The 20,966-nt window shown below is 32.9% G+C and carries 15 protein-coding genes and 1 other RNA gene; 14 read left to right on the top strand and 2 right to left on the bottom strand.

The window, feature by feature from the left end; translation table 11 throughout:
* Nucleotides 1-389 precede the first annotated feature (389 nt).
* The 7 genes from DYE57_RS05655 (at nucleotide 390) to DYE57_RS05685 (ending at nucleotide 8,543) form a co-directional block, all read left to right on the top strand.
* Nucleotides 390-2,579 (top strand): RelA/SpoT family protein, encoded by a 2,190-nt coding sequence (locus DYE57_RS05655; RefSeq protein WP_115313197.1) that lies wholly within the window; start codon nucleotides 390-392, stop codon nucleotides 2,577-2,579.
* 13 nt (nucleotides 2,580-2,592) lie between these two features.
* Entirely contained in the window at nucleotides 2,593-3,045 is a 453-nt protein-coding gene (dtd, locus tag DYE57_RS05660) for a D-aminoacyl-tRNA deacylase (protein WP_115313198.1), read from the top strand.
* Entirely contained in the window at nucleotides 3,042-3,917 is an 876-nt protein-coding gene (locus DYE57_RS05665; RefSeq protein ID WP_115313199.1) for an N-acetylmuramoyl-L-alanine amidase, read from the top strand. Before dtd ends, DYE57_RS05665 begins: the two co-directional genes overlap by 4 nt.
* A 393-nt stretch (nucleotides 3,918-4,310) precedes the next feature.
* The gene (hisS, locus tag DYE57_RS05670) at nucleotides 4,311-5,573 is read left to right on the top strand and encodes a histidine--tRNA ligase (protein ID WP_115313200.1); all 1,263 of its coding nucleotides are present in this window, start codon (nucleotides 4,311-4,313) and stop codon (nucleotides 5,571-5,573) included.
* A gap of 15 nt (nucleotides 5,574-5,588) precedes the next feature.
* Complete coding sequence (gene aspS / locus DYE57_RS05675; protein WP_115313201.1) at nucleotides 5,589-7,355, top strand: aspartate--tRNA ligase; 1,767 nt, start codon at nucleotides 5,589-5,591, stop codon at nucleotides 7,353-7,355.
* Nucleotides 7,356-7,479: 124 nt separating this feature from the next.
* Nucleotides 7,480-7,670, top strand: a non-coding RNA gene (gene ssrS / locus DYE57_RS05680) — 6S RNA.
* A 99-nt stretch (nucleotides 7,671-7,769) separates the two neighbouring features.
* Complete coding sequence (locus DYE57_RS05685) at nucleotides 7,770-8,543, top strand: tRNA threonylcarbamoyladenosine dehydratase (protein WP_115313202.1); 774 nt, start codon at nucleotides 7,770-7,772, stop codon at nucleotides 8,541-8,543.
* Between the two features lie 110 nt (nucleotides 8,544-8,653).
* Here DYE57_RS05685 and DYE57_RS05690 read toward each other — a convergent pair whose 3' ends face one another.
* The gene (locus tag DYE57_RS05690) at nucleotides 8,654-9,922 is read right to left on the bottom strand and encodes a replication-associated recombination protein A (RefSeq protein WP_165417880.1); all 1,269 of its coding nucleotides are present in this window, start codon (nucleotides 9,920-9,922) and stop codon (nucleotides 8,654-8,656) included.
* Between the two features lie 85 nt (nucleotides 9,923-10,007).
* Between DYE57_RS05690 and cymR the strand changes: the two genes are divergently transcribed.
* Both cymR and DYE57_RS05700 read left to right on the top strand, forming a co-directional pair.
* Entirely contained in the window at nucleotides 10,008-10,430 is a 423-nt protein-coding gene (gene cymR, locus DYE57_RS05695; RefSeq protein ID WP_115313204.1) for a cysteine metabolism transcriptional regulator CymR, read from the top strand.
* A gap of 199 nt (nucleotides 10,431-10,629) precedes the next feature.
* Nucleotides 10,630-10,773, top strand: a complete 144-nt coding sequence (locus DYE57_RS05700) for an SAS049 family protein (RefSeq protein ID WP_115313205.1) — start codon at nucleotides 10,630-10,632, stop codon at nucleotides 10,771-10,773.
* Nucleotides 10,774-11,199: 426 nt separating this feature from the next.
* On the opposite strand, the gene DYE57_RS05705 is transcribed toward DYE57_RS05700, so the two are convergent.
* Entirely contained in the window at nucleotides 11,200-12,180 is a 981-nt protein-coding gene (locus DYE57_RS05705; RefSeq protein ID WP_115313206.1) for an LLM class flavin-dependent oxidoreductase, read from the bottom strand.
* Between the two features lie 259 nt (nucleotides 12,181-12,439).
* On the opposite strand from DYE57_RS05705, the gene DYE57_RS05710 reads away from it, so the two are divergent.
* The 5 genes from DYE57_RS05710 to alaS all read left to right on the top strand — a co-directional run bounded on the left by DYE57_RS05710 (nucleotide 12,440) and on the right by alaS (nucleotide 20,945).
* Nucleotides 12,440-13,582, top strand: coding sequence for a cysteine desulfurase family protein (locus DYE57_RS05710; RefSeq protein WP_115313207.1), 1,143 nt, complete (start codon nucleotides 12,440-12,442; stop codon nucleotides 13,580-13,582).
* Nucleotides 13,582-14,700: a tRNA 2-thiouridine(34) synthase MnmA gene (gene mnmA, locus DYE57_RS05715; RefSeq protein ID WP_115313208.1), complete on the top strand. Its 1,119-nt coding sequence runs from the start codon at nucleotides 13,582-13,584 to the stop codon at nucleotides 14,698-14,700. Before DYE57_RS05710 ends, mnmA begins: the two co-directional genes overlap by 1 nt.
* Before the next feature lie 169 nt (nucleotides 14,701-14,869).
* On the top strand, nucleotides 14,870-15,538 hold the full coding sequence (locus tag DYE57_RS05720; protein ID WP_115313209.1) for a tetratricopeptide repeat protein: 669 nt from the start codon (nucleotides 14,870-14,872) through the stop codon (nucleotides 15,536-15,538).
* 1 nt (nucleotide 15,539) lies between these two features.
* The gene (gene recD2 / locus DYE57_RS05725; RefSeq protein WP_115313210.1) at nucleotides 15,540-17,981 is read left to right on the top strand and encodes an SF1B family DNA helicase RecD2; all 2,442 of its coding nucleotides are present in this window, start codon (nucleotides 15,540-15,542) and stop codon (nucleotides 17,979-17,981) included.
* A 333-nt stretch (nucleotides 17,982-18,314) separates the two neighbouring features.
* Nucleotides 18,315-20,945, top strand: coding sequence for an alanine--tRNA ligase (gene alaS / locus DYE57_RS05730; protein WP_115313211.1), 2,631 nt, complete (start codon nucleotides 18,315-18,317; stop codon nucleotides 20,943-20,945).
* The last annotated feature ends 21 nt before the right edge of the window (nucleotides 20,946-20,966 follow it).

Here is a 20,966-nt window from a genome sequence, read left to right on the forward strand (position 1 = left end):
AAGTGTATGTTGAGCTATTGAGGAGTTATATCTTGTTGTAATTGTCATACAAGAGATAACTCTTTTAATTTCAAAACATTGATTTATGACTTTTAACTTTATTCTAAAAAGGCGATTTCATATGGGGCATCATTTATTTATTTGAAAATTTGTAGTATTATAGAACTATTATTTAGAAATAAATGAACTACTTTATGTAAAACGACTCACTTCGTTTTGAAACGTTTAAATAATAGATAGCTTATTAGAATAAAAGATAGATATCAAAGTGATTTAGCTAATTTTAAAGTTGTTGAATCGATATCGATTTTTAAGTGTTTTGAATGTGTTTGCGAGACGAACAATTTATAATAAAACATAAGTAATAAATTTGAGTGGGGTGTCATAAATTGAACAATGAGTATCCATATAGTGTAGACGAAGTTCTACACAAAGCAAAATCATATTTATCAGCAAGTGAATATGAATATGTTCTCAAAAGTTATCACATAGCTTATGAGGCTCACCAAGGTCAATTCAGAAAAAATGGCTTACCTTATATCATGCATCCTATTCAAGTGGCAGGAATTCTAACAGAAATGCGTTTAGATGGGCCGACAATCGTCGCAGGTTTTTTACATGACGTGATAGAAGATACCTCATATACTTTTGAAGATGTAAAAGAAATGTTTAATGAAGAAGTTGCAAGAATTGTAGATGGTGTGACTAAGTTAAAAAAAGTTAAATATCGATCTAAAGAAGAACAACAAGCTGAAAATCATCGAAAACTTTTCATAGCTATCGCCAAAGACGTACGAGTCATATTGGTAAAATTAGCTGACCGATTACATAACATGAGAACACTAAAGGCTATGCCTAGAGAAAAGCAAATTAGAATTTCGAAAGAAACTTTAGAAATTTATGCACCTTTAGCGCACCGTTTAGGGATTAACACCATTAAATGGGAATTAGAAGATACTGCGTTAAGATATATTGATAGTGTCCAATATTTCCGTATCGTCAACCTCATGAAGAAAAAGCGTAGCGAACGAGAAGCTTATATTGCTAATGCTATAGAAAAAATAGAAAGTGAAATGAATAAAATGAAGCTTTCAGGTGATATAAGTGGTAGACCTAAACACATATATAGCATTTACCGTAAAATGATTAAACAGAAAAAGCAATTTGATCAAATATTTGATTTATTGGCTATAAGAATTATTGTTAATTCCATTAACGATTGTTATGCATTACTTGGTTTAGTACACACGTTATGGAAACCTATGCCAGGTCGCTTTAAGGACTATATTGCGATGCCGAAACAAAACATGTATCAATCACTCCATACTACAGTTGTTGGACCTAATGGAGATCCATTGGAAATACAGATACGAACTTATGAAATGCACGAAATAGCTGAACATGGTGTAGCAGCTCACTGGGCATATAAAGAAGGAAGGACAGTTAACGAAAAAACGCAAGATTTTCAAAATAAATTAAACTGGTTGAAGGAATTAGCAGAAACGGATCATACTTCCACGGATGCACAAGAATTTATGGAATCTTTAAAATATGACTTACAAAGTGATAAAGTTTATGCGTTTACTCCCGCTAGTGATGTTATAGAATTACCATACGGTGCAGTGCCAATTGATTTTGCCTATGCAATTCATAGTGAAGTAGGAAATAAAATGATTGGTGCCAAAGTTAATGGTAAAATTGTTCCTATTGATTATGTACTTCAAACAGGAGACATTATAGAAATACGCACTAGTAAACATTCATATGGTCCGAGTAGAGATTGGCTTAAAATAGTAAAATCTTCAAGTGCCAAGAGTAAAATCAAAAGCTTCTTCAAAAAACAAGATCGTTCTTCAAACATTGAAAAAGGTAAATTTATGGTTGAAGCGGAAATTAAAGAACAAGGATTCCGAGTAGAAGATGTACTAACTGAAAAAAATCTTGCAGTAGTTAATGAAAAATATCATTTTGCTAATGATGAAGATTTATATGCTGCGGTAGGATTTGGAGGTGTTACGTCAATACAAATTGTTAATAAATTAACTGAACGTCAAAGAATTTTAGATAAACAAAAAGCACTCAACGAAGCTCAAGAGGTAACTAAATCTGTACCTATCAAAGAAGATATCATTACTGATAGTGGTGTATACGTTGAAGGCCTTGAAAACGTGTTAATCAAGCTATCTAAATGTTGTAATCCGATACCAGGTGATGATATTGTAGGATATATTACCAAAGGTCATGGCATTAAAGTTCATCGTACTGACTGTCCTAATATCAAGAATGAATCTGATCGATTAATTTCTGTAGAATGGGTTAAATCCAAAGATTCCACACAGCGTTATCAAGTTGACTTGGAAGTAACAGCATATGATAGAAACGGTTTACTGAATGAAGTATTACAAGCTGTTAATTCAACTGCAGGAAGTTTAATTAAAGTTTCGGGACGTTCGGACATCGATAAAAATGCTGTGATAAATATCAGTGTGATGGTTAAAAATGTCAATGACGTTTATCGTGTCGTCGAAAAAATTAAACAGCTAGGTGACGTATACACAGTATCTAGAGTTTGGAACTAGAGGTGCAAAAGAAATGAAGATAATTGTACAAAGAGTTAAACATGCTAGAGTAACTAATGAAACAATAGATAATCAAATCGATAAAGGCTATTGCTTGCTAGTGGGTGTTGGTAAAGCCTCTATAGAGGAAGATATAAAAGCTGTTGCTAAAAAAATAGTTCACGCACGTCTATTTGAAGATGACAGTAATAAACTAAATTTAAATATTCAACAAGTAGAAGGTGCTATACTTTCAGTTTCACAATTCACTTTATATGCTGACGTTAAAAAAGGTAATAGACCTGGATTTTCTAATTCTAGAAATCCAGATGAAGCAAAAACACTATATAACAAATTAAATAAAGAACTAGAAAGCTATGGTTTAACAGTAAAAACTGGTGAATTTGGTACTCACATGAATGTAGAGATAGATAATGATGGACCTGTAACTATTATTTATGAAGCTCAGGATGGTAAGATTTTATGAGCAAAGTAAAAGTGTGGTTAATTAAGCATGGTTTAAAAAATCGTCTTACACTTATCGTACTTATTACATTTATATTATTTATCATTCTGCTATTCATGTTTCTTAATCAAAGTGATGAGGACACTGGACAGATAACTATTACTGAAAAAGCAGAATTAAGAACAGGTCCTAATGCTGCTTATCCAGTTATCTATAAAATAGAAAAAGACGATAGCTTTAAAAAAGTAGATAAAAAAGGAAAATGGATTGAAGTTCAAAATCTTGCTGGTACAGAAAAAGGTTGGGTCGCCGGTTGGCATACCAATCTCAACATTCAAGCCGATCAATCAAAAAACTCTAATCCTCTCAAAGGAAAGACAATTGTACTTGATCCTGGTCACGGTGGTAGTGATCAGGGGGCTTCAAGTAATACTCCTAAAAAAAGTTTAGAAAAAAACTATACTTTAAAAACTGCTAAAGAATTAAAAAAGATATTAACTAAAGAAGGTGCCAAAGTTAAAATGACGCGCACTAAAGATGAGTATGTATCGCTTAATGACCGCAATATAAAAGGTGATGCATATATTAGTATACATAATGATTCTTTGGATTCCTCTAATGCCAATGGTGCTACTGTTTATTGGTTACAAGATAATCAAGAAGCTCTCGCTCAAACTTTAAATTCAAATATTCAGAAAAAAGCTTTACTTACTAACAGAGGGGCACGACAACAAAATTATCAAGTATTAAGACAAACAAATGTACCTGCAGTACTGTTAGAATTAGGTTATATTAGTAACCCAACCGATGAGTCAATGATTACTGACCAAATACATAGACAGGTTGTTGAACAAGCTGTAGTAGACGGACTCAAACAATATTTCTCATCATAGAACTTGCAAATTAAGCTAAAACTCGTTATTATAATGGATGAACTTTATAAATAAAACCGTTATTATTCTTGAAAGGTTAAATGAAATTGGTAGCATTTCATATGTGTAGAAATACAATCCTGGGCTGAAAGATTGTGCTTAGTAATTTAATTCTTTGAACGCAAGGAGAGGTACTTTTTAAAAGAAAGTCGGTCAACGCACGTTAAGCGTTTTGAGTGGGTCATGCCTATGTTATAGAGCGTGATCAATTAGGGTGGCAACACGGTTAATCGTCCCTTGTATAGTTTTATACTATGCAAGGGGCTTTTTAATTTTATAAATGATAGAACGTCATCACTTTAGTCGTCGCTAAAACCTATTCAATTATTTTATAAAGACAAAGGAGAGAGCTATATGATAAAGATTCCAAGAGGAACGCAAGATATCTTACCGGAAGATTCTGCAAAGTGGCGTTATATTGAAAACAAATTAGATGGACTAATGGAATTATATAATTATAAAGAAATACACACGCCTATATTTGAAAGTACAGAACTTTTTGCTAGAGGTGTAGGTAATTCAACAGATGTAGTACAAAAAGAAATGTACACTTTTAAAGATAAAGGTGAAAGAAGTTTAACTCTACGTCCTGAAGGCACAGCATCAGTTGTTCGTTCATACATTGAACATAAAATGCAAGGGAATCCAAATCAACCAGTTAAATTATATTACAATGGACCTATGTTTAGATATGAACGTAAACAAAAAGGACGTTATAGACAATTTAATCAATTTGGTGTAGAAGCAATTGGCGCTGAAAATCCTAGTATGGACGCTGAAGTATTAGCAATGGTTATGCATATTTATGAATCTTTTGGTTTGAAACATTTAAAGCTCGTGATTAATAGCATTGGTGATAGTGAATCTCGTAAAGAATATAATGATGCACTAGTCAAACACTTTGAACCTGTCATAGATACATTTTGTTCAGACTGTCAATCTAGATTACACACGAACCCTATGAGAATTTTAGATTGTAAAGTAGACAAAGATAAAGAAGCTGTTAAAAACGCACCGCGTATCACTGATTATTTAAATGATGAGTCTAAAACGTATTATGAAGAAGTTAAGAAACATTTAGATGTGTTAAATATTTCGTATGTTGAGGATCCAAATTTAGTACGAGGATTGGATTACTATACTCACACTGCATTTGAGCTTATGATGGATAATCCTAATTATGATGGTGCCATAACAACTTTATGCGGTGGTGGACGCTACAATGGTTTATTACAATTATTAGGAGGTCCAGAAGAAACAGGTATCGGTTTCGCATTAAGTATTGAACGACTTTTACTTGCTCTTGAAGAAGAAAGTATTTCATTAGACGTTGAAGAAGAACTAGATTTGTTCATTGTTACAATGGGGCAAGAGGCTGATAACTATGCAGTTAAATTATTAAATAAATTACGTAAAAACAATATTAAAGCAGATAAAGATTATTTAAATAGAAAGATAAAAGGTCAAATGAAGCAAGCTGATAGACTGAATGCAAACTACACAATTGTTATTGGTGATCAAGAGCTTGAAAATAATGCTATAAACGTGAAAGATATGGTAACTGGTGAATCAGAAAAAATTCAATTAGACCAGTTAGTTAACTATTTTATAAAATAGAAAGGAAGAATAAGTTTGAGTAAGAGAACAACATATTGTGGTTTAGTCACAGAAAAATTATTAAATGAGAAAGTAACATTAAAAGGATGGGTTCACAATCGTAGAGATTTAGGTGGATTAATTTTTGTTGATTTAAGAGACCGTGAAGGAATAGTACAAATCGTTTTTAATCCTGATTTTTCTGAGGATGCATTAAAAATTGCAGAAACAGTGCGTTCTGAATATGTCGTTGAAATAGAAGGTGTCGTTACAAAACGAGACGAAGACACAATTAATCCAAAAATTAAAACGGGACAAGTTGAGGTGCAAGTTTCACATATAGAAATTATCAACAAGGCTGAAACACCTCCATTTTCTATTAACGAAGAAAATGTTAATGTAGATGAAAATATTCGATTAAAATATAGATATTTAGATTTACGTAGACAAGAATTAGCACAAACATTTAAAATGAGACATCAAACAACACGCGCCATCCGTCAGTATTTAGATGATAATGGTTTCTTTGATATTGAGACACCTGTGTTAACTAAATCAACTCCAGAAGGGGCACGTGACTATTTGGTTCCTTCACGAGTTCATGAAGGTGAGTTTTATGCATTACCTCAATCTCCGCAGTTGTTTAAACAGTTACTAATGATCAGTGGTTTTGACAAATACTACCAAATTGTTAAATGTTTCCGTGACGAAGATTTACGTGCTGACCGTCAACCAGAGTTTACTCAAGTCGATATTGAAATGAGTTTCGTTGATCAGGAAGACGTTATGACTATGGGAGAAGACATGTTACGTAAAGTTGTTAAAGTTGTCAAAGGTATAGATGTTCTAGGTCCATTCCCTAGAATGACTTATGAAGAAGCTATGAATCGCTTTGGTTCTGATAAACCAGATACTCGTTTTGGTATGGAATTAGTAAATGTCTCACAACTAGGTAAAGAAATGGATTTTAAAGTATTCAAAGAGACTGTCGAAAACGGTGGTGAAATTAAAGCTATTGTAGCTGATAGTGCTGCTGACCAATATACTCGCAAAGAAATGGATGGTCTTACTGAATTTGTAAACATTTACGGTGCTAAAGGATTAGCTTGGGTTAAAGTTGTAAAAGACGGATTAATTGGTCCAATTGCTCGATTCTTCGATGATACTAATGTCGATACACTCAAACAACTTACTGAGGCTAAGCCTGGCGATTTAGTCATGTTTGTAGCTGATCAACCTAATGTAGTCGCTCAAAGTTTAGGCGCTTTAAGAATTAAACTCGCAAAAGAGTTAGGTATAATTGATGAAACAAAATTAAATTTCTTATGGGTAACAGATTGGCCTTTATTAGAATATGATGAAGATGCCAAAAGCTATGTAGCAGCGCACCATCCATTTACTTCTCCTAAAAAAGAAGATATTGTTAAATTAGATTCTAAACCTGAAAAGGCTCAAGCTAATGCTTACGATATTGTGTTAAATGGTTATGAGCTTGGTGGTGGATCAATTAGAATTCATGATGGTGAATTACAACAAAAAATGTTTGAAGTATTAGGATTTACTAATGAACAAGCTAAAGAGCAGTTTAGTTTCTTATTAGATGCGTTTAAATATGGAGCACCTCCACATGGCGGTATTGCTCTTGGCTTAGATAGACTTGTAATGCTATTAACGAACAGAACAAACCTGAGAGATACAATTGCATTCCCTAAAACAGCATCAGCAACATGCCTATTAACAGACGCACCAGGGGAAGTCTCAGACAAACAACTCCAAGAACTATCACTAAGAATCAGACACTAGGGTTCCCAATGCAAAGCATTTCGAAAAGCAATAATAAAGGCAATGTAGTAAATTAGTCAACTATATATGTTGAGTTTTAAAATTTCCTTATTTTTAAAATTGTGGTATGATTATTTTATAAGATAGTCATCTGTGATGTTCGTAAGTTTGCTTTTTATTTGGGCCTAACACTCTTTGATCAGGGAGCCCAATAGGTTTTCTCGCAGCGCACACGCCTCTATAGGAGGACTTGCAAAACGAGAAACAGGGCACCCACCTGTATATAGCAGGCCGAATGATCAAGCTATTTACAACTACGGCATTTACGGACTCTATCGATACGCAAGACTTCGGTCTTGCGTATTTTTATGTAGAATTTTAAAAGTATGTTATCAATCATAACGATGAAGTTTAATTGAATTAAAGGAGTCAAAAATGAAACATCAATTTTCAAGAAATGAATTGGCAATTGGTAAAGAAGGATTAGAGTTACTTAAAGATCAAACTGTTGCAGTATTAGGTGTTGGTGGCGTCGGTTCTTTTGCTGCTGAAGCTCTAGCTAGAACAAATATAGGACATATTATATTAATTGATAAAGATGACGTGGATATCACGAATGTCAATAGACAAATACATGCCCTTACCTCAACTATTGGTCAGAGCAAAGTTACACTTATGGAAGAACGCATTAAATTAATTAATCCAGATTGTAAAGTGACATCTTTACATATGTTTTATACCGAAGAGACATATGAGAAAATTTTTAATAACTATAATATTGATTATTTTATTGATGCCAGTGATACAATAATTTATAAAGTTCATTTAATGAAAGAATGTTTAGAACGTGGGATTGATATGATTTCAAGTATGGGTGCTGCCAATAAAATAGATCCTACTCGCTTTGAAATTACAGATATATCTAAAACGCATACAGATCCAATGGCAAAAGTCATTAGACATCGGCTGAAGCGTCTAGGAATAAAAAAGGGTGTGAAAGTTGTTTTTTCAGATGAAAGTCCGATTGTCATTCGTGAGGATGTTAGAGAAACTGTAGGGGATAAAAATGCAATTAATCGCAAAGGTCAGATGCCACCTTCATCAAACGCTTACGTCCCAAGTGTAGTTGGGCTGATTTGTGCCAGTTATGTGATTAACGATATTTTAAAAAATATTCCCGTAAAACGAATTAAAGATAAAGGTCAATAAAAAGTTAGCTTTATTCCTCTATATTTTCAATGAAGAAAAGATTAAATGTTTTATATTCTTATTACATAGTTTCTTCATTAAATATCTTTTGTTGAGGAATAAAGCTAATTTTATTTTTTATTTCTTAAATTATCATAAATAGCTTTGAATTGTTGCTCACTTTTAGAAGTTGTTTTTGGTTCGTAATATGTTCTATTTTTTAATTTATCTGGTAAATATTGTTGTACTACATGCCCATTCTCATAGTTATGTGGGTATTTATAGCCAATGGCATGACCTAGTTCTTTCGCGCCTGAATAATGTCCATCTTTAAGGTAATCAGGTATTTGTCCGACTAACCCTTTACGAATATCATTAAGTGCACTATCAATGGCTGTGATACCAGAATTTGATTTTGGAGAGAGACAAAGTTCTATCACTGCTTGACTTAAAGGTATTCTAGCTTCAGGAAAGCCAAGTCTTTCAGCGGATTGAATTGCTGCTAAAGTTCTTTGGCCAGCATTTGGTGATGCTAAACCAATATCTTCATAACTAATTACTAATAATCTCCTAACTATTGTTGGTAAGTCACCAGCTTCAATTAAGCGCGCCAAATAATGAAGAGCAGCATTGACATCACTGCCTCTGATAGACTTTTGGAAAGCACTCATGACATCATAATGCATGTCACCATCTTTATCACTAACGAAGGGCCCTTTTTGTAAACAATCTTTTGCATCATTCAGATTAATATGACGTGTGTCATTGTCAACGTTTGCACTAAGTACGGCTAATTCTAGTGCATTGAGTGCACTTCTAACATCACCTTGACTTTGTGTGGAGAAATATTCCATAGCATCTTCATCTATGTTGGGGTTAAATTGTTTTAGCCCGCGTTCATTGTCATTGATCGCTCTATCTAATGCTATTCTAATATCCTGCTCATTTAAAGGATAAAGTTCAAATATTTGAGCTCTAGAACGTATTGCTGGGTTAATGGCATGATAAGGATTTGATGTAGTTGCACCGATTAAAACGATTTTGCCATTTTCTAAGTGTGGTAAAAGAAAATCTTGTTTAGCTTTATCTAAACGATGTATTTCATCTAATAGTAAAATCACTTGACCAGACATTTTTGCCTCTTCAACTGCTAATTGCATATCTTTTTTTGTATTTGTAACAGCGTTTAGTTGTCTAAATTTAAATTGAGTGCTACCTGAAATCGCTTTAGCAATGCTTGTCTTACCAATACCAGGAGGACCATAAAAAATCATGGAAGAGAGTCGTTTAGTTTCAACCATTCTTCTTATAATTCCTTTAGGCCCAACAAGATGTTGTTGCGATATAATTTCATCTATATTTTTAGGTCTCATTCGAGATGCTAAAGGTTCTGTACTCACATTTGTCACACCTTTCTAATATTATCTTAACTCAAAAAATGATAAAATAGTAATAGATATTATTCGAATTAAGTGAGGTTATATAATGAAAATATCAACAAAAGGGAGATATGGATTAACATTAATGATTTCTCTTGCAAAGAGAGAAGGTCAAGGATGTGTATCATTAAAATCAATTGCCGAAGAAAATCTGTTAAGTGATTTATATCTTGAACAATTAGTCGGCCCTTTAAGAAATGCTGGATTAATTCGAAGTATTCGTGGCGCTAAAGGTGGCTATCAACTTAGAGTGCCAGCAGAAGAAATTACAGCAGGCGATATTATTCGCTTACTTGAAGGTCCTATTACATTCGTAGAGAGTATCGATTCAGAACCACCTGCACAAAAGCAGTTATGGATTAAAATGAGAGATGCTGTACGTGATGTTTTAGATCATACGACATTAAAATATCTTGCAGACTACAAAGAAACAGATGAAGATTTAGATGGATATATGTTCTATATCTAATTTGAATTAAATAGCCAAAAGATTGAGTGAGATTAACTCTAGTCATATATACTGAATTAAAAAATTATTTTTACGTTTATTACATTTTCAAGGTGGTAGTAATAATAGTGCATCGATAAGATAGTTTAGACAAAATGTTACTTGGCTATGCCTTATCGATAAAATTTATAATATTTAAATTCGAAAGGAGCTATTTAATATGAGTTTCATGGATAAAGCAAAAGATGCAGCTGAAAAATTTAAAAATAGTGATAATGAGCAAGTAAATAAAGCTAAAGATAAAATTAATGAATACACAGGTGGCGGAGATAAAGGCGATAAAAAGGATAAGGACGATAAGTAACTCTTAGCCATGTAATTTAAGACATAGTATCTTTAATTAAAAATGATTAACAAACTCAACTCCCATAAAAGGTTGAGTTTGTTTTTTTATGCTTGTAGTAATTATATTATTACTAGATGGGATGTAAATTGTAGAAACTTTTTGAAATACTCAAATGGAGGGTGAGACAGAATTCATATTGAATTCGTGATCTCACCCCGGCAACGAACCCCAACTTGCTTTGTCTATTGAATTTCTGTTTGAAATTCTCTTTGTTGGGTCCTTCAGACTATAGTTATAAAAACTTGATATAAGCACATTTTCAATTCAGTCATCGACTGTCAATATGCGAAAAATAGCTGAACAATGATTAATGACCAAGACTCATCTCAGTTTTTATATATCGCCTTGATTCTATTCTTTAAATACACATATTAATCAAAATAACTATTCTTTTAAAGCATGTTGTAATCGACGATATGATTCTAATTGTTGATCTTGGTCATAAATATAACTTATTGCCATTAATTCATCTATTTCCCCATATTCATTTACAAAGTCCTCTAGTTGTTTTCTTACAGTTTCTTCAGATCCAATTAAAGAATCCTTATATCGCTGATTGGTTAATGCATATTCTCTCGGAGTTAATAACCCTTGAAGGTCATCTGTGGGTGGTTTCATCAGTTGCATTCTACCACGTGTAATACTCACTATAATTTGAGCCATCGTGCTAGCTAAGAACTCTGCCTGTTTGTCTGTTTTTGCAACAATTGTATTTAAACAGACAATCACATACGGCTCATTTAAAACCTCCGATGGTTCAAAAAGCTCTCTATATATTTGAAGTGCTTCCTTCAAATGTCCATCAAATACATAAGATAAACCTTTACGAGCCGCTAAATGTGCAGAATCTGTTGAGGAACCTAAAATATAAAGGGGGACTTTTTTGTCGACAGCAGGGTATGCACGTACATACGCCTGTTGATGATCAGGTCCAAAATATTGTTGTAATTGCTCTACTTCTTCTGGAAATTGATAAACACTATTATGCTGATCTATTCTTAAAGCACTTGCTGTCATCATATCTGTACCTGGAGCTCGTCCTAATCCCAAGTCTACACGCTTAGGAAATAGTGTTTCCATCGTGCCAAATTGTTCTGCTACTACTAGAGGTGCATGATTAGGTAACATACTTCCTCCAGAACCCACTTTTATTCTACGAGTGTGCTCTAATGTATGTTGAATAAGTAAAGCAGTGGCTGAACTTACTAAATTAGGCGCGTTATGATGTTCTGCTATCCAATAACGTTCATAACCTAAATCATCTAAATCTTGAGCGAGTTTAACCATATCGTTGATGGCATCTTCATCATTTTGACCCTCCCTAATTGGCACAAGGTTTAATGCGGAAAGTTTAATATCCTTCATAAAAACACTTCCTTTCATTACGAAGTAATAGTTGAAGTATAACAGTCATCAATTATTATCAATATTGAACTGTTCATTATTAATAATAACCACATTTGATAAGAATTATTTTAAAAATGTTTAAAACTGTCGAAATTCTAATCTATTATATGTTAAAATGTTGTGCAATAATGAAAAAATTTGTAAACAGAAAGGTAGAAAAATGCATATTTTGGTGCTATTATAGGAACGTTGATAATTTGACGAGGAGTGTCTAAACATGGAAGTTTACGCAGATTATGCCGCGACCACACCAGTAAAGCAAGAAGTAGTTGAAGCAATGATGCCTATATATAACGAACATTATGGCAATCCTTCATCTATTCATTCTATAGGAAGAGATGCACGTAAATATCTAGATCAATCACGTCGTAAAGTAGCTCAGTTACTTGGAGCTAAACCAAATGAAGTAATTTTTACAAGTGGTGCAACAGAATCGAATAATACTGCCATTAAAGGACTAGTTAAAGCGAATGAACAATTAGGAAATCATATTATTACCTCTAAAATTGAACATCATTCTGTTTTAAATGTCTTTGAACAACTTGAAAAAGAAGGCTACGATGTTACCTATTTAGATGTAGATGATACTGGTGCTATTGATTTAGACCAATTAAAAGACACGATTAACGAGAAAACCATTCTAGTTTCTATTATGTTTGTTAACAATGAAGTAGGTACTGTTCAAAATATGTACGATATTGAAGATATCATAGCTGAAACAAATGCACTATTCCATGTTGACGCTGTTCAAGCAATTGGACATTTAGATATTAATTTTCATGATTTTAAATTTGCTACAATGAGTATTACTGGTCATAAGTTTGGAGGTCCAAAAGGTGTAGGTGCTTTATTTGTTAAAGATCATGCCCCTATTGAATACAATCTACTAGGCGGTGACCAAGAAACTAAACGTCGTGCTGGTACTGAAAATTTACCTCAAATTGTCGGTTTCGCTGAGGCACTAGAATTAACTGTTGAAAATAGAAATACAAATAATATTCATTTAATGAATCTAAAACAATTATTTTTAGTTGGTTTACAAGAACGAACCATTCCATTTGAAGTTAATGGTTCTATGACAGACTCAACTGGTCATATTTTAAATCTATATTTTCCGTTTATTGATGTCGAAACCATGTTGACTTTGTTAGATTTATCTAATATTTATGTTTCTTCAGGATCTGCTTGCACAGCTGGAACGACGAGTCTTTCGCATGTGCTTTCTGCTATGTATGAAGATGATGAGCGCGCTAAACATTCAGTACGTTTTAGTTTTAACGAACAAACAACTGAACGAGAAATTAATTATATCATTGCTGAAATTCACAAAATATATCATAAATTTAAGGAGGAATCATAGTGTCCAACAAAGATATACGCGTAGTCGTGGGTATGTCTGGTGGAGTAGATAGTTCAGTAACTGCTTATTTATTAAAAGAACAGGGGTACGACGTTATCGGTATTTTCATGAAAAATTGGGATGATACCGACGAAAATGGCGTTTGTACAGCCACTGAAGACTATAATGATGTTATTGAAGTATGTAATCAAGTAGGTATACCATATTATGCAGTTAACTTTGCAGAAGAGTATTGGGATAAAGTATTTACCTATTTCCTTGATGAATATAAAAAAGGCCGTACTCCGAATCCAGATGTTATGTGCAATAAAGAAATTAAATTTAAAGTATTTTTAGAACATGCATTAAAAATTGGTGCAGACTATGTTGCGACAGGTCATTACGCTCGTATTCGACGTCATTATGACGGACATGTTGACATGTTGCGAGGTGTTGATAATAATAAAGACCAAACGTACTTTTTAAATCAATTATCACAAGACCAATTAGTGAAAGTCATGTTCCCAATTGGGGATATAGAAAAAAGGGAAGTTCGTCGTATTGCTGAAGAACAGAATCTGGCTACAGCTAAGAAAAAAGATTCTACAGGCATTTGTTTTATTGGGGAAAGAAATTTTAAAGAGTTTTTATCTCAATATTTGCCTGCTCAATCAGGTGATATGGTCACATTAGATGGTAAAAAAATGGGTCAACACAGTGGTTTAATGTATTATACAATAGGTCAACGTCATGGTCTTGGAATTGGTGGAGATGGAGACGCATGGTTTGTAGTTGGTAAAAATTTAGATAATAACATTTTATATGTTGAACAAGGTTTTAATCATGAAGCACTTTACAGTGATTATCTTATCGCTTCAGATTATTCTTTTATTAATGATAGTGCAGTTAACTTAGATGATGGTTTTGAATGTACTGCTAAATTTAGATATCGTCAAAAAGATACTAAAGTTTTTGTACAACGTGAGAACGAATCAGCTATACGTGTTACATTTGCTCAACCTGTGAGAGCTATTACTCCCGGTCAAGCAGTCGTTTTTTATGATAAGGAAGTTTGTTTAGGTGGCGCTACAATTGATGACGTTTATAAAAATGAAGGTCAATTAAACTATGTTGTTTAAACATATTAATGATACCGTTAATCCATGAGGCAAAACTCTGTATTAACGGTTTTTCTTGTATTAAGAAGTTACGTAAACATAAAATCTTAATAAAATTATAAATGTACAAACGTTCAATCACACACCAAAATTAAACATGTTATAATCAATTAGAAATGAGGGACAAATGATGCATAATCAACAGGATATTTATCAATTGATTAAAGAAAGACAGTTCGAAACAGCATTAAAAAAACTTTTTGCAAATATAGAAGAAAATCCGGACATAGTTGAAAATTATATTAATGCTGGCATTGTGTTATCTGATGCTGGAGAAATAGCAAAAGCTGAGCGTTTCTTTCAAAAAGCATTAACTATTAACCCTGATAACGGTGCAATTTATTATAATTTAGCGAATCTTTATTATAATCAAGGACGATATAACGAAGCTATTAAGCTTTATCAAACTGCACTTAAAAATAATGTTGCTACCGTTGATTGTAACTATATGATTGGTATGTCTTTTAATCAATTAGAAGCTTTTAAAGAAGCATTACCATTCTTGATGACTGCTGCTGAAAAAGATGAAAGTCAAGATGCTGAAATTCAATTTCAATATGGTCTCGTTTTGTGTCAACTTGAAATGTTTGATGTAGCAATTCGTCAGTTGAACAAAGTATTAAGTATTGACGAACATCATATTGATGCAATATACAATCTTGGTTTAGCAACTTATATGAAGTATGAAGATATAGATGAAGCTATCGCGTATTTTGAACAAGCTGTATCTATCGATCAAGCGCATTTATTAAGTCAACATGCACTAAAAACTTTTAAAGCAACGAAAAAGGAGGAATAATATGTCTGACCCTACACTTTTTGATTATTCTATGATCAAAGGTACGGTTGATGCTATTTTATTTCAAAATAATGATAACTTTTATACTGTTTTAAAAGTCGATACAATTGAGACAAATGAATCATTTGATAGCATGCCTACTGTTGTAGGGTTTCTTCCGAATGTAGTTGAAGGTGATGTGTATACATTTAAAGGTCAGGTGGTAGAACATCCAAGATATGGTAAGCAACTTAAAGCTGAAACGTTTGAAAAGGAATTACCACAGACTAAGGATGCGATAATCAGTTATTTATCAAGTGGTTTATTTAAAGGAATAGGTAAAAAAACAGCTCAAAACATTGTGAATGCTTTGGGTGAGAATGCCATTAATGACATTTTAAATCATCCGGAAGTATTGGAAAATGTTCCTAGCTTATCAAAAAAGAAACAACAGCAAATTGCTGAGCAAATTAGTGCTAATCAAGAGTCTGAAAAAATTATGATTCGCTTACATGATTTAGGATTTGGTCCAAAATTATCAATGGCTATATATCAGTTTTATATGGGAGAGACTTTGAATGTTTTAGATGAAAATCCTTACCAACTCGTTTATGATATTAAAGGAATAGGTTTTAATAAAGCTGATCAACTTGCGCGTAACATAGGAATTGCCGCAAATTCACCTGAGAGGTTAAAAGCAGGACTACTTTATACTTTAGAGGAAGAATGCATTAAACAAGGTCATACATATTTACCTTATTCATATATTATTGATACGACTAGAGAAATGCTTAATAGTGAGAATAACGAAGAAGTGATATCTGACGACATACTTTTAAAAATGATTGAGAGTTTATCCGAAGAAAAGAAACTTATTTCAAGTAATGAGCAAGTATCTATACCCAGTTTATATTATTCAGAATTAAAAAGTGTTCAAAATTTGTATCGAATTAAAACAAATACTAACAAATTAAAAAAAATAGAACAATCTGATTTACAAATTCATATAGGTGAAATAGAATCAAACAACCATGTTAATTATGCTACATCACAAAAGGAAGCGCTTGAAACAGCTATGAATTCAAAGGTCATGCTTTTAACTGGAGGACCAGGTACAGGTAAAACAACTGTTATTAAAGGGATTGTAGAATTGTATGCTGAAATTCATGGATTATCATTAAATTATGATGATTATAATGAAGACGATTATCCAGTTGCATTAGCAGCACCCACAGGTCGTGCATCTAAACGTTTGCAAGAATCAACAGGTTTAGATGCAATGACAATACACCGCTTTATTGGCTGGAATCAAGATACGCAGCCTCAAGATATATTAGATAATGAAATAAATGCTAGATTAATCATTATCGATGAAATGTCAATGGTGGATACTTGGCTATTCCATCAATTTTTAACTGTAGTTCCTTTAGATGCACAGATAATATTTGTTGGTGATGAAGATCAGTTACCTTCTGTAGGACCAGGTCAAGTATTCAAAGATCTTATAGACTCAAAAACGATTCCACGTGTTAATTTAACAGAAGTATATCGTCAACAAGACGGTTCAAGTATTATAGATTTAGCTCATCGTATGAAAATGGGTGAGCCGATTGATATCACTCAGCGCTATCATGACCGAAGTTTTATAGATTGTTCAGCTAATCAAATACCTGAAGTTGTAGATAAAGTAGTAAAAAGTGCTGTTAAAAAAGGATATAACATGAGTGATATTCAAGTATTAGCACCAATGTATAAGGGCAATTCTGGTATTAAACGTTTAAATCAAATGCTTCAGTCAATATTAAATCCCAAACAAGATGACAGCCGAGAAATTGAATTTGGTGACGTTGTATTTAGAAAAGGAGATAAAGTACTCCAGTTAGTTAATAGACCTAATGATAATATATTTAATGGTGATATAGGTGTTATAGTAGGTATTTTTTGGGCAAAAGAAAATGCTTTAAATAAAGATGTCATCGTCGTTGATTTCGAAGGTATTGAAATCACGTTTACTCGACAAGATTTACTAGAACTCACACATGCATATTGTACGTCTATTCATAAAGCACAAGGATCAGAATTTCCAATTGTTATTATGCCGATTGTTAGACAGTATTTCAAAATGCTACAAAGACCTATATTATATACTGGATTGACACGTGCAAAACAATCATTAGTACTTTTAGGTGAGACTCAAGCATTTGATATAGGTTTAAAAACTAATGGCCAACAAAGGTTAACACATTTAAATCATTTGCTTACATCATATTTTGATAATCATAACTACCAAAACACTGATTCTAATAATTCAACAAATAGCTATAATGATGAGTTTGGCAAAGAAGACCAATATACATTAACTGAGATGCAGACTGATGTTCAATTAAGCGAATCGACAATTTATCAAATTGATCCAATGATAAATATGGGAGAAATAACACCATATGATTTCAGAGAGCGTTGACAATCTCTTATAAAATAAATAAAATTAAGTTAAGTTCGCATAGAGACGAGTAAATAATTTTTGAATCGAAGAGATGTACTAGTAGGTGAAAAGTGCAATCAAAGTTATTGAATGCTACTCTGTGTTAGTTTAATAAAGATGTTTAAAGTGATAAGAAATAATACACATAGCATATGTTGTGTAAACATAATTGTTCTTATAACTAGGGTGGTACCACGAGAACGTTCGTCCCTGTGTGGATGAACGTTTTTATTTTCTAATAAAAGCGATAATCAAACCATTATATTGAAAATAACTATCAAACTAAATTCCTTGAAGGAGTGTTCTAATAAAATGAAAAATTTAAAAGCTAGCCAAATTAGACAGAAGTATCTAGATTTCTTTGTCGAGAAGGGACATATGATTGAACCTTCTGCACCATTATTACCCATTGATGATGATTCACTTTTGTGGATCAATTCAGGTGTTGCAACCTTAAAAAAATATTTTGACGGTCGTGAAACACCTAGAAAACCAAGGATTGTTAACTCACAAAAAGCAATACGTACAAATGATATCGAAAATGTGGGTTTCACTGCACGTCATCATACATTTTTTGAAATGTTAGGTAATTTTTCAATCGGAGATTATTTTAAAAAAGAAGCTATTGAATTTGCCTGGGAATTTCTAACTGATGATAAATGGATGGGGATGGAACCTGAGAAAATATTTGTAACTATTCATCCTGAAGACCCGGAAGCCTATAAAATTTGGCATGAAGACATTGGATTAGAAGAAGGTCGTATTATTCGTATTGAAGGTAACTTTTGGGATATAGGTGAAGGGCCATCTGGACCAAATACTGAAATCTTTTATGACCGTGGCGATGCATATGGTAAAGACAATCCAGAAGAAGAAATGTACCCGGGTGGAGAAAATGAAAGATATCTAGAAGTTTGGAATTTAGTATTTAGTGAGTTTAATCATAACAAAGATAGTACTTATACACCACTTCCTAATAAAAATATTGATACCGGCATGGGATTGGAACGTATGGCTTCAATTTCACAAAACGTAAGAACAAATTACGAAACCGATTTATTTATGCCAATTATTAATGAAGTCGAATATGTTTCTGGTAAAAAGTATTTAGAAAATGCTGAACAAGATGTTGCTTTTAAAGTTATTTCAGATCATATAAGAACGATTGCCTTTGCTATTGCAGATGGTGCATTACCTGCAAATGAAGGTCGTGGATACGTGTTACGCCGTTTGTTAAGACGTGCTGTTCGATTTAGTCAAACACTGGGAATTAACGAGCCTTTCATGTATAAACTTGTTGATATTGTGGCAGCTATCATGGAACCATATTATCCAAATGTTAAAGAAAAATCAGACTTCATAAAACGAGTGATTAAATCTGAAGAGAAACGTTTCCATGAGACACTTGAAGAAGGTTTATCTATCCTTAATGGTTTAGTTAAAGATGCTAAAAAAGGAAGCCAAGAACTTAAAGGTCAAGATGCCTTTAAGTTGTATGATACTTACGGCTTTCCAATTGAATTGACTGAAGAATTAGCTACTCAAGAAGGTCTCACTGTAGATATGGAAACATTTGAAGTTGAAATGCAACAACAAAGAGACCGTGCAAGACAAGCACGTCAAAATTCTCAATCTATGCAAGTTCAAAGTGAAGTACTTAAAAATATTACTGATAAAAGTAATTTTGTAGGTTATGATACTACTGATTATCAAACACGTATTACCCACATTATTTATAATGGTGAAGAAGTACCATCAGTTGAAGCGGGTGAAACGATATATTTCATTCTTAAAGATACACCATTCTATGCTGTGAGTGGTGGACAAGTAGCTGACCATGGAACGGTTAGTAATGATCATTTTGAAATTGCAGTTTCAGAAGTAACTAAAGCTCCAAATGGCCAAAACCTTCATAAAGGTATAGTGCAATTTGGAGAAGTTAAAGTGAACGCTAAAGTTGAAGCAAGTGTAAACAAAGAAGAACGTCGTGCTATTCAAAAAAATCATAGTGCTACACATTTATTACACGCATCATTAAAAGAAGTATTAGGTAATCATGTTAATCAAGCTGGTTCATTGGTTGAAGCCGAACGTTTACGTTTTGACTTTTCACATTTTGGACCTATGACTCAACAAGAAATTGATAAGGTTGAAAGACGTGTTAATGAAGAAATTTGGAGAGGTATTAACGTACGCACTCAAGAAATGGGTATCGAAGAAGCGAAATCTATGGGTGCAATGGCGTTATTTGGTGAAAAATACGGCGATATTGTACGTGTTGTTAATATGTCACCTTTCTCAATTGAATTATGTGGTGGTATTCATGTTGATAATACTGCAGAAATTGGTCTTTTCAAGATTATTAGTGAATCAGGTACAGGGGCTGGTGTCAGACGTATTGAAGCGCTAACTGGGAAAGCAGCTTTCTTATATCTTGAAGAAATCCAAACGCAATTTAATATAATTAAGAATAATTTGAAAGTTAAAACAGATCATCAGGTTGTAGAAAAAGTGAACCAATTACAAAATGAAGAAAAATCATTATTAAAGCAATTAGAACAACGTAATAAAGAAATTACTTCTTTAAAAATGGGTAATCTTGAAGATCAAGTTGAAAACGTAAACGGATTTAATCTTCTTGTAACAGAAGTAGACATTCCTAATGCTAAAGCAATCCGTTCAGTAATGGATGACTTTAAATCTAAATTACAAGATACCATTATAGTATTAGTCGGAAATGTAGATGAAAAGGTTTCAATGATTGCAACAGTACCAAAGTCTTTGACAGATAAAGTAAAAGCTGGAGATCTTATTAAATATATGGCACCAGTAGTGGGTGGTAAAGGAGGTGGCCGTCCTGATATGGCACAAGGGGGCGGTACACAACCTGAAAACATAACAGAATCATTACGCTTTATTAAAGATTATATTAAAAATCTATAACTTAAATTAGTATTATTGTAG

Source organism: Staphylococcus saccharolyticus (assembly GCF_900458815.1).
GTDB lineage: Bacteria > Bacillota > Bacilli > Staphylococcales > Staphylococcaceae > Staphylococcus > Staphylococcus saccharolyticus.